This is a genomic window from Herbidospora galbida, assembly GCF_005233835.1.
In the GTDB taxonomy this organism is placed as follows: Bacteria; Actinomycetota; Actinomycetes; order Streptosporangiales; family Streptosporangiaceae; genus Herbidospora; species Herbidospora galbida.
This window is the reverse complement of the sequence record NZ_SZQA01000041.1, coordinates 1-15,694: the sequence shown is the minus strand read 5'-3', so window position 1 is coordinate 15,694 and position 15,694 is coordinate 1. Positions and strand designations below refer to the sequence as shown.

Below are 15,694 nucleotides of genomic sequence, written 5' to 3'. Positions count from 1 at the left end.
GCATGCGAAGATCACTCCCCTTCCGGCGGCTCACTCCGGCGGAGAAGCGACTCGTCGCCGCCTACCCGACCGGGGAATGGGTCGACGTCCACCCCGACCGCGCCCGCACCACCCGCGACCGGGTGCACCCGCCCGACGAAGACCAGACCACCAGGGCCGGCCGGGTCCGGGCCGCCTGGGCCTCCCTGAACGGGGGCGGCCCGGCCGATCGGGAGCGGGTCGTGCGGGCCGAGGTGATCCGGGCGCTGCTGCTCGGCGCGCGGCCCTCGCTCCCCGGGCAGGTGGCCGCGGTCCGGCTCATCGGCGCGCGGGTGGTGGGGGACCTCGATCTCGCGGGGGCCGAGCTGACCACGACGCTGCACCTGATCGAGTGTCACGTCGGCGGGGTGATCGACCTGGTCGAGGCGCAGACGCGGGCGCTGCGGTTCCGCGACTGCGACCTGCTGCGATTACGCGCCGGGCGGGCGCGGGTCGACGGCGTGCTCGACATCGGCGGCTGCGTCGTCCACGACGGGATCCGGCTCGACAACGCCCACGTCAGCGGGCAGTTGCGGATGTCCGGCTGCGAGATCGGCAGCCCGGTCCACTGGACGCTCAAGGAGGCGGGGTGGGCCGGGACCCGCTACGCCGGCGACCCCCGCGAACAGGAGCAGAAGCAGACCGCGCTCTGGGCGGGCGGCCTGGTGGTGGAGGGCGGCGCGTTCCTGCGCGGGATGACGGTGACCGGCGGCCTGCGGCTCCAGGGCGCCCGGTTCAACGGCGGGCTGTGGCTGCAGCACACCTCGATCACGGCGCTCGGCCGGTACGCCGTCCACGGCGACTATCTGCAGGCCACGGTCATGAACATGGGCACGGGGTTCTCCGCCGAAGGCGAGATCAGCCTGCGCGGGGCCCGGATCAGCGGCACCCTCTCACTCGACGGGGCGAGCCTGAAATCGGAGCAGCTGGCGGTGCACACCCGTCACCTCGACGTCGGCGAGTTCCTGCTCACCCCCGAGTCGATCGAGGGCGGGGTCGACCTCGGCTACACCCGCGTCGGGTTGCTCGCCGACCGTCCGGAGAGCTACCCCGGCGTGGTGCGGCTCGACGGTCTCGTGTACGAATCCCTCCGCAGCCCCGCCACGATCCGCGACCGCCTGAACTGGCTGAACCGCCACCCCGACCGCTACCGCCCGCAGCCCTACGAGCAACTGGCCGCCTACTACCGCCGCATCGGCCACGAACACGACGCACGGCGGGTCCTGCTGGCCAAACAGCGCGCCCGGCGCCGCACCCTGGCGGTGTCCGGACGGGCCTGGGGCCTGGTCCTGGACGCCGTCGTCGGCTACGGCTTCCGCCCCTGGCTGGCGGGGGCGTGGCTGTCGGCGCTGCTCACGGCGGGGACGGTCGTCTTCTCCCTGGTTCCCCCCGTCCAGATCGGACTGGACGAGCGTCCCCGCCACTTCAACCCGTTCGTCTACACCCTCGACCATCTGGTGCCGGTGAGCCTGTTCGAGCAACGGGCCGCCTGGGAGCCCACCGGCTGGACGATCTGGGTGGCCAACGCGCTCATCGCATCGGGGTGGATCCTGGCGACGGCGCTCATCGCGGGCGGCACGCGAGTGCTGCGCCCGGCGAACACGGCACCCTGATCACCTCCTGATCAGCGCTTGCGGCGCAGGAGCCGGCGGAACACCAGCAGCGCGGCGACCCCGGCGGCGACCGCCAGCATCGGGCGCTTCCTCGCCTCGGCGGTCAGGCGGTCGGTGGCGTCCTTGACCTGCACCGGCGTCACCTCGGCCGCCTTGGCCGACACCGTCTCGGTCGCGCCCCTGACCTTGTCCTTCACGGCGTCGGGGATGTGCTCCTCGACGCTGGCCACCGCTTTCTGGGCGGCGTCGCGGACCTCGGGCATCTTGTCCTCCACGGTCGCGGCGACCTTGGCGGCGGTCTCGTGGAACGCCCCCTCGATCTTGGCGGCGGCCGTCTTCGCAGCGTCGGTCATCTCGTTCACTCTGTCGTTGGCCATGGGCGCGCGTCTACCCGCAGGTGACGGCCTCACACGTGGCACTCGGCGAGGTGAAAGTTTCACCTTCGGGCAGGACAAAGGGCGGCGAATGCGCACGTCGATTGACAGAGATTCGGGCGATCCGGGCATGCTACCGGTGGGAGCGCTCCCATCCCCCTTAGTCCCTGAGAGCTTGGAGACCCCCCGACAATGGCGATACGTGCTTATCGCAAACGCGCCCTGTGGGCGGCCGTGCTGGCCGTCTGCACGGCTGCCGTGACCTTGGTCGCGCAACCGGCGTCCGCCGCCGTGACCTGCGACGTGACGTACACGACCAACGACTGGACGACCAGCCCCGGCAACGGCGGCTTCACCGCGAACCTCACGGTGCGGAACACCGGCGACGCCCTGAGCAGCTGGAACCTCGGTTTCACCTTCCCCAACTCCGGCCAGCGCGTCTCCCAGGGATGGTCGGCGAACTGGACCCAGTCGGGCGCCAACGTCACCGCCACCAACATGCCGTGGAACGGCACGCTGGCGAGCGGCGCGACCCTCTCCCTGGGCTTCAACGGGACCTGGAGCGGGAGCAACCCCAAGCCGACGACCTTCCGGGTGAACAACGTGGTCTGCGGCGGCACCCCCTCGCCGTCGCCGTCGCCCTCTCCGTCGCCCTCTCCGTCGCCCTCTCCGTCGCCCTCCCCCAGCCCTTCGCCCTCTCCGTCGCCGAGCCCGTCTCCGAGCCCGTCGCCGCAGCCTGACGGGTTCGTCCGCATCGCGCCGACGTCGGTGCTGGTCGCCGAGGGCGGCTCGGCCACGGCGGCGGTGTCGCTGTCGCTGCAGCCGACCTCGAACGTCACGGTCACGGTGTCGAAGCAGAGCGGCGGTGACGCCGACCTGACCGCGGCGCCCACGACGCTGACCTTCACGCCGGCCAACTGGAACGTCCCGCAGACCGTCACGGTCAGCGCGGCGCAGGACGCCGACGCGACCGGCGGCACCGCCCGGTTCAACATGTCGACGAGCGGGGGCGGGGTCTTCTACTTCTCCTCGCCCCTGGACGCCACCGAGGCCGACGACGACGGCACCACGCCGGGCAACGAGTACATCCAGCGGTTCACCAGCCTGTACAACAAGATCCACGACCCGGCGAACGGCTACTTCTCGCCCGAGGGCGTGCCCTACCACTCGGTCGAGACCTTCCTGGTCGAGGCGCCCGACCACGGGCACGAGACCACGTCGGAGGCCTACAGCTACTACCTGTGGCTGGAGGCGGTCTACGGCCAGGTGACCGGCGACTGGACCAAGTTCAACACCGCGTGGGCGTCGATGGAGAGGTACATCATCCCCTCCACGCAGGACCAGCCGACCAACTCGTTCTACAACGCCAGCTCCCCGGCCACCTACGCCGGTGAGTTCGACGACATCAGCGCCTACCCGTCGCAGATCAACTCGGGCGTCTCGGTCGGCACCGACCCGATCGCGGCCGAGCTGCGGACGGCGTACAACACCAGCGACATCTACGGCATGCACTGGCTGCTGGACGTCGACAACACCTACGGCTTCGGCCGCTGCGGCGACGGCACGACCAAGCCTGCGTACATCAACACCTACCAGCGCGGCCCCGAGGAGTCGGTCTTCGAGACCATCCCGCAGCCGTCGTGCGACACCTTCGCGCACGGTGGCCGCAACGGCTTCCTCGACCTGTTCATCAAGGACAGCAACTACGCCCGTCAGTGGAAGTACACCAACGCCCCCGACGCCGACGCCCGCGCCGTGCAGGTGGCCTACTACGCCAACGAGTGGGCCAAGGCCCAGGGCAAGCAGTCGCAGATCGCCTCGACCGTGGCCAAGGCCGCGAAGATGGGCGACTACCTGCGCTACGCGATGTACGACAAGTACTTCAAGCAGCCCGGCTGCACCAGCACCTCGTGCCCGGCCGGCACCGGCAAGAACAGCGCCACCTACCTGCTGAGCTGGTACTACGCGTGGGGCGGCGCGACCGACTCGTCGGCCGGCTGGGCCTGGCGCATCGGCTCGTCGCACAACCACGGCGGCTACCAGAACCCGCTCGCGGCCTGGGCCCTGTCGACCCAGACGGACCTGCGTCCGCGCAGCTCCACCGGCGCCTCCGACTGGGCGACCTCGCTGACCCGCCAGCTCCAGTTCTACAAGTGGCTGCAGTCGGACGAGGGCGCCATCGCCGGCGGCGCGACCAACTCGTGGCAGGGTCACTACGCGACGCCGCCGTCGAACCTGCCCAAGTTCCACGGCATGACCTATGACTGGCAGCCGGTCTACCACGACCCGCCGTCGAACCAGTGGTTCGGCTTCCAGGCGTGGTCGATGGAGCGCGTGGCCTCGCTGTACTACGCCAGCGGCAACGCCGACGCCAAGACGATCCTCGACAAGTGGGTCTCCTGGGCGATGGCGAACACCACCATCAACGCCAACGGGACCTACCAGATCCCGTCGACCCTGCGCTGGTCGGGCGCCCCGGTGGCCAGCTGGAGCTCGACCACCGGCATGCCCCCGGCCAACCCGGGCCTGCACGTGACCGTGGCCGACCACACGACCGACGTCGGCGTCGCCGGCTCGTACGCGAAGGTCCTCATGTACTACGCCGCCCGCGCGAACCACACGGGCGCGAAGAACATGGCCAAGGCGCTGCTGGACGGCATCTGGCTCAACCAGGACGCCAAGGGCGTCTCGGTGCCGGAGACCAAGGCCGACTACAACCGTCTCGACGACGCGGTCTACGTGCCGCCGGGCTGGACCGGCACCATGCCGAACGGCGACCCGATCAACTCCAGCTCGACCTTCCTGTCGATCCGGTCCTTCTACCAGAACGACCCCGACTACCCCGAGGTCAAGGCCTACCTGGACGGGACCGGCCCGGCCCCGACCTTCAACTACCACCGTTTCTGGGCCCAGGTCGACGTGGCCGTCGCCATGGGCGAATACGGCCGCCTCTTCCCGAACGGCTGATCCCGCGGACGGGGGCGTGGCGGTGCCGGACCCGCCGTCACGCCCCTACAGAACGACCATGAGGAGCCCCCTCCGGGGGGCTCCTCCCCTTTTTGCGGGGACCCCCGATGTGAAACATTCAGAGGACGATTCCGCAGGTCAGCGGCCTGCCGAGGCCCGCTTGATTGACATCTCAACCGTCGTACACGAAATTCCCCTTGGGAGCGCTCCCACGCCCCAGATGGCGAGGGGCGCGACAGCGCCTGACCCGCTGCCGCGCCCCCGACACCCCCCTCCGTAAGGACGCTCCTATGCGCCGTACCCTCCGCGTCGCGGCCGTCGCACTGGTCGCCGCCGTCACCCTTCAACCCCAGCAGGCCTCCGCAGCCGTGTTCAACTACGGCGAGGCGCTGCAGAAGTCGATCCTGTTCTACGAGGCCCAGCAGTCGGGCCCGCTGCCCTCCTGGAACCGTGTCTCGTGGCGTGGCCCCTCCGGGCTGACCGACGGGGCCGACGTCGGGCTCGACCTGACCGGCGGCTGGTACGACGCCGGCGACCACGTCAAGTTCGGCCTGCCGATGGCGGCGGCCACCACGATGCTGGCCTGGGGGGCGGTCGAGTACCGCTCGTCGTACGGCACCCAGCTCACGCACCTGATGAACAACCTGCGGTTCGTCAACGACTACTTCATCAAGGCGCACCCGTCGGCCAACGTGCTCTACGGGCAGGTCGGCAACGGCGGGCTCGACCACGCCTGGTGGGGGCCGGCCGAGGCGATGCAGATGAACCGGCCGTCGTACAAGATCGACGCGAGCTGCGGCGGCGCCGACCTGGCCGGTGAGACGGCGGCGGCGATGGCGGCCTCCTCGATCGTGTTCCGGCCGACCGACGCGACGTACGCCAACACGCTGGTGACCCACGCGCGGCAGCTCTACGCCTTCGCCGAGAACGTGAAGCGGGCCTACAGCGACTGCATCACCGACGCGGCCGGCTACTACCGCTCGTGGAGCGGCTTCAACGACGAGCTCGTGTGGGGCGCCATCTGGCTGCACCGGGCCACCGGCGAGGCGTCCTACCTGGCCAAGGCCGAGGCCGCGTACGCGAACCTGGGCACCGAGCCGCAGTCGACGACCAAGTCGTACAAGTGGACGATCGCCTGGGACGACAAGTCCTACGGCGCCTACGTGCTGCTGGCGAAGCTGACCGGCAAGCAGCAGTACCTCGACGACGCCAACCGCTGGCTCGACTACTGGACCGTCGGAGTCAACGGGCAGCGGGTGGCCTACTCGCCGGGAGGCCAGGCCGTCCTCGACCGCTGGGGCTCCCTCCGGTACGCCGCCAACACCTCCTTCGCGGCGCTCGTCCACAGCGACTCGATCACCGACGCGACGCGCAAGGCCCGCTACCACGACTTCGCCAAGCGCCAGATCGACTACGCGCTCGGCGACAACCCGCGCAACTCCTCGTACGTGATCGGCTTCGGCGCCAACCCGCCGAAGAACCCGCACCACCGCACGGCGCACGGCTCGTGGACCGACCAGATGACCAACCCGGTCGACACCCGCCACGTCCTGTACGGCGCCCTGGTCGGCGGCCCGCCCGACCCGAACGACGCCTACACCGACAAGCGCGACGACTACGTGATGAACGAGGTCGCGACCGACTACAACGCCGGCTTCACCAGCGCCCTGGCCCGCCTCTACGGCGAGTACGGCGGCACGCCGCTCTCCAACTTCCCGCAGCCGGAGACGGCGCCCGAGCCGGAGATCTTCACCGAGGCGTCGGTGAACGCGACCGGGAGCAACTTCACCGAGGTCAAGGTCATGGTCCGGAACCAGTCGGGCTGGCCGGCCAGGAACCTGACCAACGGCTCGTTCCGCTACTACTTCACCCTCGACGGCGACACCACCCCGGCCGACATCACCATCACGGCCAACTACAACCAGTGCAGCGCGCCGACCGGCCCCACCCAGCACTCCGGCGCCACCTACTACGTGACGATCAACTGCACCGGGCAGAACATCGCCCCGGCCGGGCAGTCGCAGCACCGGCGCGAGGTCCAGTTCCGGGTGGCCAGCTCGAAGCAGTGGAGCGCGGCCAACGACTGGTCGTTCGCAGGCGTGTCGACGACGCCGGGCTCGACGCCGGTGCGCGTCACCAACATCCCGCTGTACGCGGGCACGACCAAGATCTGGGGCAACACCCCGGGCAACGACCCGTCGCCCTCCCCCAGCCCGTCCCCGTCCCCGTCGCCTTCCCCCTCGCCCAGCCCCTCGCCCAGCCCGTCGCCTTCGCCTTCGCCTTCGCCCTCGCCGAGCCCCAGCCCGAGCCCGTCGCCTTCCCCGACCGGTAAGGCCTGCACGGCGACCTACACGATCAGCAGCCAGTGGGGCGGCGCCTTCGGCGCCGAGGTGTCGGTGCGGAACTCCGGCAGCGTCGCCATCACCGGGTGGACCGTCAACTGGACGTGGCCCAACGGCCAGAGCATCACCCAGCTCTGGAACGGCCAGCACACCCAGTCGGGCTCGGCAGTGACGGTCCGGAACATGAACTACAACGGCAACCTGTCCCCCAACGCCTCGACCGGCTTCGGTTTCAACGCCAGCTGGAACGGCAGCAACGGAGTGCCGGCGGTGACCTGCACCCCGGCCTGACCCGAGCCGCCCGCCTTCCCCAGACGGACCCCTCTGGGGGAGGCGGGCCACCAACGGCCCCGCCCCTCATTCCGCAGGGGGGCGGGGCTTTCCACATGCGTTTCCTGGACCTCCGATTTGAGGTACGGCATTCTGCTCGCGTGACCGATCTGAACGATCAGGCGATTTCGCCCGCCGGATGGCGAACGGGTGAGCCGCCGGGAAAGATGTTTCTTTCCTGCACGATCCTGGTGACGCTGATGGCTTTCTACCTGACCTCCGTTCCCGACCCCTATTCGGAGGCGTTGGTCTTCGGCTTTCTGGCCTGGTGCGTCATTCTTCCGACGTTCGTCGTCAAGCTGGTGCTGGCCAAGCCCGGTGGCGGATCCTCGGCGGTCCCGTCGCTGCTGGTGCTGGTGGTCTTCGCGGTCTGCCTGCTGGGAATGGCGTCCGACCTTCCCTACAAGGCGCGTTTCGCGTTGTCGGAGAGCAGCCTGGAGGCGTACGCGCGCGACATCGTCGCCAACGGCGCCAAGAACGACTGCGAAATGGTCGGCCTCTACTACGTCTGCGGCGTCCACGTCGGCGGCGCGCAGCCCGTCGCCGGCGGGGCCCAGATCATGGTCACCGATCCGCCGATCGCGCAGTCACGGGGTTTCCTGTGGCTTCCGGGTGGAGTTCAGCCGCCCGACGACTCCGGGTGCGAGACGTTCCGGCATCTGTCCGGCCCGTGGTGGTCGTGCAAGACCTGGGACGGATGGTGACATTCCTTGGCGCGATGAGAACATCCACGCCGAAACAGACGCGGTAGAACCGAAGAGTGGAATCGGATTCAGCCCGGCGTTTTCTGCACTGGTTCCATTTCGCGGTGCGCATCGTGCTGCTGGTCGTCATGGTCGGTGGGGCCGTTCTGGTCAGCGCCACATTCCGGCCGTCGATCCGCACGCTCGACCAGTTCCGGTTCGCGCTTTCGGCCGGCGAGGTCGACCGGGTGACGTGGCAGGGTGACGGCGGCCAGATGTCCCTGCTCATGTGGTCGGAGTCACCACTGGTCTGGCACGAGGTGCGGAGCGACGGGCTGCGGGACGCCAAGGGGCCGTACACGATCAAGCGGCTCAACGCCGACGCCTCGCGCAACCCGGTCTCGCCGTCGATCGTGCGTCTCAACGATCGGAGTAGCGGCTCCATCCCGCCCTCATGGCCGTTCCGGTTCCCCGGCGGCACGAACCTGTGGTGGCTGGCGACCGCCTGGGTCGTCACCTTCCTGATGATGCTGGGATCGCGGCCGAGGCTGGGCAACCGGTGGGCGTGGTTCTGGCTGTTCACCATCGGGGAGATCGGCGCGCTGCTGTTCCTGGTGCTGGAGCCGAGGCCGCTGTGGCGGGGGCCCGGTGAGGGGGCGGCCCACAGCAAGCCGATCAGCGGCAGCACCGGCTGCCTCTATTCGATTCTGCTGGCCATCGTGTCGGTGGGCGCCGCCCTGGGCATCGGCGAGCTCGTCCGGCTGCTGCTGGGGTGATCGGGCAGCCCGGCTCGCTCAGCCGGGGGCGGGCAGGGGGCGGACGCGTACCACGTTGCGGGTGGGCCCGCCGGCTTGTTCCTCGGTGTACTCGGCGACCGTGCCGTAACCGTGTTCCTCGTAGAGGCGGCCCAGTTCCGGACTGCCGGCCCAGTGGTCCAGGGCCAGCGCGGGCGCGCCGTGAACCCGGGCGAGGCGCTCGGCCTCGTGCAGCAGGGCCGCGCCGACGCCGCGCCCGGCGGGGCCTCGGTCGGTCATCACGGTGTGGATGAACATCGATCCGTCGGGCACCGCGCCGGCGGGGATCCTCGGCGGGATCACCGGGGCGGCGGCCAGCATGCCGACGCAGCGGCCGTCTCGTTCGGCCAGGGTGATGACGTTCTGGCGGGTCCAGTCGGCGATCCGGTCGGGGAAGCCGGGGATGCGGGAGAACGGCACCGTGCCCCACTGCCCCGGCCGGCCTCGGGCGAGGAGCCACGCGTGGACGGAGTCCATCAGCGTCAGCAGGGCGGTGACGTCGTCGGCCGTGGCCGGTCTCAGTCCTGGCATCGTGCCCTCCGGGAGAGTTAGACTTCAGATCACCCAGTTGATTCAACTTTCTAAAGGTTAGATTGTCAAAGGAATTCAGGGTCCAGGCCGTGGCCAGGGCCGTTCAGGAGCTGCAGGATGCCACCGACCTCATCGACGAACTCGCAGGCCGGCGCCTCGGCGTCAACCGCACCGACCTGAGGTGCCTGAGCCGGCTGACCGCACGCGGCCCGCTCACCGCGAGCGAGCTGGCGGCCGCCGCCGGGCTCACCGGAGGCGCCGCCACCACCGCCATCGACCGGCTGGAGCGGACCGGCCTGGTCGAGCGGGTCCGTGACACGGCCGACCGGCGCCGGGTTCTGGTGCGGCTGACCGCGCCGGGCCGGAGCGCCGTTCAGGAGATCTGGGGGCCGATCGCCGACGACGCCCGGGCCGAACTGCTCCGGTTCAGCGTCACCGAACTCGAACTCATTGAGACCTTCCTGCGCCGCGCGCTGGACAACCAGGCACGGCACGCCGACCGCCTGCGCGGGCGGACCGCGAGGCCCTGACCGCTCCGTGACATGGGCCTGCACCACGCGAGCAGGCGGCGCGATTTGATTTACGGCCTGCCGCACCCGACCATGGCCGGGTGAAGCCCTGGGTGAAAGCCGTCTGTCTCGTCCTGGTCGTCAGCCTCGCCGGCGCGGCGCTGTTGTCGGCCGTGAACCTGGTCGCCTCGTTCCTCTAGGCCGCCGTGATCTGGCGCGTGATGCTCGGGTCGGTGATGGCGGTGTCGTCGGCGAGCAGGAAGGCCTTGCTGAGGATCAGCGACAGGCGGCCGTCCTCCTCGAACGGGAGGAACAGGCCCCCTGACGCGGTGGTCTTGGCGACGATGCACAGGTAGGCGTCGTTGGGCTCCATCAGGATGTTCGCCGAGCCCAGGTGAATCTTGTAGGTGCGCAGGTCGCCCCGGACGACCAGGAAGCGGCCCGCCAGGGTGCAGCGGTCGGCGATGGTGAGGCGGGGCAGCAGGCGGGCCAGGGCGTCGCGGCGCACCTCGGCCGACGACGACAGCTCGGCGAAGGAGTTGGTCTCCCAGTAGTGGCGCAGCTCCCCCTGTTCCCGCTCGGCCCACTCGGGCTCGGACATGATCGAGCTGACCCCGACGAACAGGTCGGCGTCGCGCATCGCCTCGCTGAAGACCAGCGGCGGGACCTCCGTCAGCGGCGCCTCCTCCCACGAGCTCCCGGCCCGCCGGTGGAAGCGGACGACAGAGGTCTGGGCGTAGCCCTCCTCGTAGAGGTGGTGGCTCAGGGTGGCCCGCCACTGGCCGCCCGCCAGCACGCGCCGGGCCTCCCCGTCGTCGTGTCCGCCGTCCCAGAAGCCCATGTAGCGGGAGGTCCAGCCGCGGTCTTTGAACAGCGCGCGGATCTGCGAGTAGTGGACGATGTGGTTCTCGAACCGGCCGGAGTAGACCCGCGTCGCCTCCTCGGCGGGGGTCAGCAGGTAGACCTCGCGGAACGCCTGCTTGAACGGCTGCCGGATCTCCTTGTCCTGGACGACCTCCCGCCAGGCCCGCACCTCCTCGACCGAGGCCCGCGCCGGATGCCACAGCCGGACCGGCACGTCGGGCACCGTCAGCCCGAGCTGCGCCTGCCAGACGCCGGGCGCGACCTCGAACTCCCAGATCAGGCGGTCGGTGACCGGGTTGCCCTCCAGCTGGCGGTAGGGCGGCGGGGTCTGGCTCGTGTATCCGGCCTCCAGCGCCCTGGCCAGCGTGACCTGCTGCTGAGCGGCCTGCCTGGCCAGGTCTTTCAGCCTCTTGACGTCGTCGGGGTGATCGCGCCGGACCGCCGCCGGCACCGACTTGAGCCTCCGGTCGCCGTGCCACCACGACAGCTCGACGGCACCATCGGTGGAGATGACCGCGGTGTGCTCGCCGAACGTCTCGCGGAGCCGGCCGTCGGGCATCCGGAACGCGACGTCGAGCCGCTCGGCGAGGGCGGGCTCGATGCGCTTGAACTTCTTGGCGAGCTCCTTGGGCACCCCCGCGTGCCGGGTGATGCGAGCGGCGGTGCGCAGCGCGGAGATCGCCTCGGGGGTCGGGAAGTCTTCGGTCGCGCGGGCGATCTCGTAGAGCAGCGCCTGGGAGGGCAGGGTCTTGGCCGCGGTGGGGGCGACCGCGATGCCGCGTACGAGACGGTCGAGCAGGCCGGGCAGCCACGTCTCGTCGCGATGGAGCGCCAGCCGGACGGCCCGGCCGAGCGCCATGACCTCCGGGTCGTCGAAGAGCCTGGTCGTGTACGGGATCTCGCCCGCCTGTAACGCGCCGACCCTGGCCTCGGCCGACTCCAGCGCGGCGCGGGCGAAGCCGAGGTAACCGGGCTGCTCCGCCAGCCAGTCGAGCCCGCCGGCGGGCATCGGCGTGCGGGGCAGGGTTTCGGCCACGCTCCGCAGCAGCTCGCTGAAGCGCGCCCGCCGTCCGACGTCCCAGCCGAAGACCACCGCCTGCTCGGCGACCGCGACGGCGCCCTGCCGCTCGGCGAGCCAGGCCGCCAGCTCGGCGTCCATGCCCGCGATCCCGGCCGCGACCACGGTGGGCCACGTCCCCATGCGGGGATGACGGTCGTTCGTCGCGTTGTCGACCAGCTCACGGGCCGAGGGCGCCATCACCCGCAGGTCGGGGATGTTCGCCCCGGCCAGGGTGCCCGTGTCGCGGGCGGTTCCGTTGAGCACGTGGTAGAGGCGCCGCGCGAGCGCGGACAGTTCGGTGTAGGTCATGGGGATCATCTCAGGATCTGGTGGGTGATGGACGGATCGGTGATCTCGGCGTCGGCGGCCAGGAGGAACGCCTTGGACAGCACGACCGACAACATGCCGCCGTCCTCCTCGAAGGGCAGGAAGACCCGGTCGCCGCCGCCGGTCGGCACGATGCACAGGTAGGCGTCGTTGGGCTCCATCAGGATGTTGCCCGAGCCTAGATGGATCTTGTACGTCCGCAACTCGCCCCGGACCACCAGGAACCGGTCGGTCAGGGCGCACCGGTCGGCGATGGCCAGGCGGGGCAGCAGCCGGGTCAGGGCGTCGCGCCGGGTCTTCGCGCTCTCGGTGAGGTCGCCGAAGCCGTAGGACCGCCAGTAGTCGCCGTCGCCCTCCGGATCGAGCCCGGTCGAGGTGACTCCGACGGCCAGGTCGGCGTCGCGCAGCGCCTCCGACAACAGCAGCGGCGGCACCTCCGCCAGCGCGACACGGCCGCCGCGCTCGTCGTGGAAGCGCACGTCACCGCTCACGCAGACGGCGACCGTACCCGTGTGGTCGTCGGCGTGGACGTCGGCCCAGAAGTCCCAGGCCACGGTCAGGCCGCCGGGCAGCCCTTTGGTCGCGGTGCACTGGTCAGAACCGCCCGCGGCGTCCCAGTGACCCAGTGACATGCCGGTCCAGCCCCGCTCGGTGAGCAGTGCCTTGGCCTGGCCGTAGCGGAGCCGGTGGTCGGCGAACCGGCGCGAGTGGTCGCGGGTCTCCTCTTCGGCCGGGGTCAGCAGGTAGACCTCGCGGAACACCTGCTTGAACGGCTGCCGGAGCCCGGCGTCGAGCAGGTGGTCACGCCACCGCCGAACCTCGTCGGCGGTGTGGCGGAGCGGATGCCACAACCGGACCGGGGTCTCCGGGTCGACCCCGACGCGTCTCCCGACCGGATCGGTCAGCTCCCACCGTTCGCCCTCGACCCGCGCCGGCAGCCCGGCCGGGCCTTGGACGACCTCCCAGATGAGGGTGCGGGCGTAGCCGCCCGTGACGGGGTGGTCGAGGTAGAGGGCGCAGGCGTCGCGCCAGCGCCACACGCGCTCGGCGGCCAGCGCGCGTTCGACACGGAACCGCTCGGCGGGGAGCGCCTTCTTGAGCTCGGCGGCGGCGGCGCGGAACTTCGCCAGCAGCGCGCGGTCGACGCTCTTGGGGATGGTCTTGCGGCCGTCGTAGGTGATCGCGCCCGTCACCGACAGGGTCAGTCCGCCGTCGGTGCGGGTGCCGTCGAAGCCCAGGCCGAAGGCGGGCACGGTGCGTTCGAGCAACTGGTCGGGCGACAGGCCCTCCCGGGCGCCGATCGACACCAGGATCGCGGCGACCTTCGTCAGGATGCTCTTCTTACGGACCTTCGCCTGCACCCTGGCGAGCTGGGGAACGACGTCGAGCCCGCCGCGCCGGTCGAGCACGCCCAGGGCGGCGTTGGCCACCCGCTCGTTGCGCGAATTGGGACCGGAGCCGCCCACCCCGGTGCCGGTGGCGAGGGCGACGTCACCCAGCAGACCGGTCACCCAGGGCTCGTCGATGACCGAGCAGGTCCAGATCATGCCGCGCAGGAGGTCGGCGGTGCGGGGCTCCATGTAGACGACGACCTCGACGTAACCGTTGTGCCGCGGCTTCTCCCGGTAGGCCGGTACGCGACCCAGGATCTCCCGGATCAGCTCGACCGCCTCGGGGGTGAGCCGTTCGGCGGCGACCTTCGTCCACCGCGCCGACGGGTTGGCCGCGATCGCGGTGGCCCAGTGGCGCACCATCGGAAGGACGTGGCCCAGACGCTCGCCGTATTCCTCGTGCAGCAGCTCGGCGAAGGCGTCATCCGAGGGCAGCAGGCAGTGCACCGCCGCGGCGGGCTCACCGGCCAGGTGCTCGGCGAGGAGGTCGTCGAGCCGACGCACGACCGGCGCAGCGACGGCGTGCGGGAGCTTGTCCATCTCCCGGCGCGCCCGCGTCATGCTGGGCACCAGGGGTTCGCGCTCGGCGACCGGCAGCCCCCGGACGGCGGAGACGGGGATCTCGAGGACGGTGTCGGCGTAGCGCACCGAGGCGGTGCCGGTGGTCCGCCACAGCAGGTCTCGCTGGTGCGGCGTCCAGTTCAGCTTGCGCTTGGCGACCTGGATGAGGAACGGCCAGTCGAAGACGTCGCCGTTCAGCGTGAGCAACTGCGCCCAGAGCGCCGTCGCCCGCCACTCGGCCTCGCCCCACCCGCCGGACAGCTCCTTGAAGAGCGGGTTGTCGATATAGCCGTAGGGACCGCGCGGCGTGACGACGCCGTCGAGGCGGTCGAACACCTCCAGCGTTTCGGGGTCGAGCTCGTCGAGCCAGCCGCGCGACTCCGCCGGGAGGCCGTCGAGCACACCCATCTCAGCCGCCCACCAGCGGGACCAGCTTGACGAACGAGACGACCGGGTCGACCAGCAGGTCGATCTCGACGTCGAGGTCGAGGATCTGGCGGTCGCCGATCAGCAGCAGGAAGCCGTTGCGCTGGAACGCCGCCTCGGCCGCGTCGGCCTGCTTCTCCCAGTCGAGCGTGCGGGCCGTGCGCATGCGGTAGCCGTTGAGGTCGGCCTCGGCGTCGGTCGGCCGCACCAGGCCCCGGTAGTGGTGGGAGGGGGAGGCGTTGTGGCGGGCCACCTCCTCGCGCACCCGCAGCCGGACGAGCTCCCGCGCCGAGATGCGTTCGGGCAGGTCGGGCAGGGAGAACTCGGCCAGCGCGCGGCCGGTCGCGGTCTCGTCGCGGAACGTCACCAATGCCATGGGGGGACACCGTCCTCGTAGGGAAGATCACGTGTAGGCCCTCATTCAAGCAACGGCGCCCGACAAAAACGGGGGTAGCTTGTCGGGATGCCAGTGCACGCGGTCTGGGCCGGAGGGCGGGCCGGATTCTGGGCGGAAGGTTCGCCATGCCCCGCGACGTCGGAACACCATCCCTTCGCGGGGCCGCCGGAGGAGCTCGACGGCCGGCCCGAGGAGGTCGTGCTGCGGCTGCCGTCCGACGCCGACGGGCCGGTCCACTCGTCGTTCACCACGGCGACCCACCTGCGCGAGTGGTCCCTGCCGGTGGTCTTCCCGGGCGACCTGCCCGAGCTGGAGGAGCCTTCGGGTTCGGTACGCTTCCTCGCCGCCCTCGACGACTTCGCGCGTGACCTGGTCAGACGCGGCCGGGTGCTGCCTGGCCTGGTGGGGCGCGAGGCCCGCTGGCGGCCGGTGCTGACCGGCGCCGACGCGGGCCGGGCCGCCGAACTGGCCGCCGCGATGCCGCCGGTGTTCCGGGCGGCCGACGCG

11 protein-coding genes and 1 pseudogene are annotated in these 15,694 nt (G+C 70.7%); 7 read left to right on the top strand and 5 right to left on the bottom strand.

From position 1 onward, the window contains the following. The first annotated feature begins 2 nt into the window (after positions 1 to 2). Positions 3 to 1,631, top strand: coding sequence for a hypothetical protein (locus FDA94_RS32250; RefSeq protein WP_137250847.1), 1,629 nt, complete (start codon positions 3 to 5; stop codon positions 1,629 to 1,631). Positions 1,632 to 1,642: 11 nt separating this feature from the next. On the opposite strand, the gene FDA94_RS32245 is transcribed toward FDA94_RS32250, so the two are convergent. Next, a complete protein-coding gene (locus tag FDA94_RS32245; protein ID WP_137250846.1) occupies positions 1,643 to 2,008 on the bottom strand; it encodes a hypothetical protein in 366 nt (121 codons plus the stop codon). Between the two features lie 189 nt (positions 2,009 to 2,197). Between FDA94_RS32245 and FDA94_RS32240 the strand changes: the two genes are divergently transcribed. The 4 genes from FDA94_RS32240 to FDA94_RS32225 all read left to right on the top strand — a co-directional run bounded on the left by FDA94_RS32240 (position 2,198) and on the right by FDA94_RS32225 (position 9,103). Further along, the gene (locus FDA94_RS32240) at positions 2,198 to 4,972 is read left to right on the top strand and encodes a glycoside hydrolase family 48 protein (RefSeq protein ID WP_137250845.1); all 2,775 of its coding nucleotides are present in this window, start codon (positions 2,198 to 2,200) and stop codon (positions 4,970 to 4,972) included. A gap of 290 nt (positions 4,973 to 5,262) precedes the next feature. Then, positions 5,263 to 7,605: a glycoside hydrolase family 9 protein gene (locus FDA94_RS32235; RefSeq protein ID WP_137250844.1), complete on the top strand. Its 2,343-nt coding sequence runs from the start codon at positions 5,263 to 5,265 to the stop codon at positions 7,603 to 7,605. A gap of 95 nt (positions 7,606 to 7,700) precedes the next feature. Continuing rightward, a complete protein-coding gene (locus FDA94_RS32230; protein WP_137250843.1) occupies positions 7,701 to 8,348 on the top strand; it encodes a hypothetical protein in 648 nt (215 codons plus the stop codon). 104 nt (positions 8,349 to 8,452) lie between these two features. Then, positions 8,453 to 9,103 (top strand): hypothetical protein, encoded by a 651-nt coding sequence (locus FDA94_RS32225; RefSeq protein WP_137250842.1) that lies wholly within the window; start codon positions 8,453 to 8,455, stop codon positions 9,101 to 9,103. A gap of 18 nt (positions 9,104 to 9,121) precedes the next feature. Here the strand turns inward: FDA94_RS32225 and FDA94_RS32220 are convergent, their stop codons facing one another. Continuing rightward, positions 9,122 to 9,652 carry a GNAT family N-acetyltransferase gene (locus tag FDA94_RS32220; RefSeq protein WP_137250841.1) on the bottom strand — a complete coding sequence of 177 codons (531 nt, stop codon included), beginning with the start codon at positions 9,650 to 9,652 and terminating at the stop codon, positions 9,122 to 9,124. A gap of 89 nt (positions 9,653 to 9,741) precedes the next feature. Here FDA94_RS32220 and FDA94_RS32215 point away from each other — a divergent pair, with 89 nt between their 5' ends. Continuing rightward, on the top strand, positions 9,742 to 10,182 hold the full coding sequence (locus tag FDA94_RS32215) for a MarR family winged helix-turn-helix transcriptional regulator (RefSeq protein ID WP_170991226.1): 441 nt from the start codon (positions 9,742 to 9,744) through the stop codon (positions 10,180 to 10,182). Between the two features lie 175 nt (positions 10,183 to 10,357). On the opposite strand, the gene FDA94_RS32210 is transcribed toward FDA94_RS32215, so the two are convergent. From FDA94_RS32210 to FDA94_RS32200, 3 genes are read right to left on the bottom strand one after another with little or no spacing between them, the layout of a single operon-like run. Then, complete coding sequence (locus FDA94_RS32210) at positions 10,358 to 12,394, bottom strand: DUF4132 domain-containing protein (RefSeq protein ID WP_137250839.1); 2,037 nt, start codon at positions 12,392 to 12,394, stop codon at positions 10,358 to 10,360. Positions 12,395 to 12,399: 5 nt separating this feature from the next. Further along, complete coding sequence (locus FDA94_RS32205) at positions 12,400 to 14,772, bottom strand: DUF4132 domain-containing protein (RefSeq protein ID WP_137250838.1); 2,373 nt, start codon at positions 14,770 to 14,772, stop codon at positions 12,400 to 12,402. A 1-nt stretch (position 14,773) separates the two neighbouring features. Further along, entirely contained in the window at positions 14,774 to 15,166 is a 393-nt protein-coding gene (locus FDA94_RS32200; RefSeq protein ID WP_137250837.1) for a hypothetical protein, read from the bottom strand. An 87-nt stretch (positions 15,167 to 15,253) separates the two neighbouring features. On the opposite strand from FDA94_RS32200, the pseudogene FDA94_RS32195 reads away from it, so the two are divergent. Then, positions 15,254 to 15,694: pseudogene (locus FDA94_RS32195) on the top strand (hypothetical protein); the annotation flags it as partial.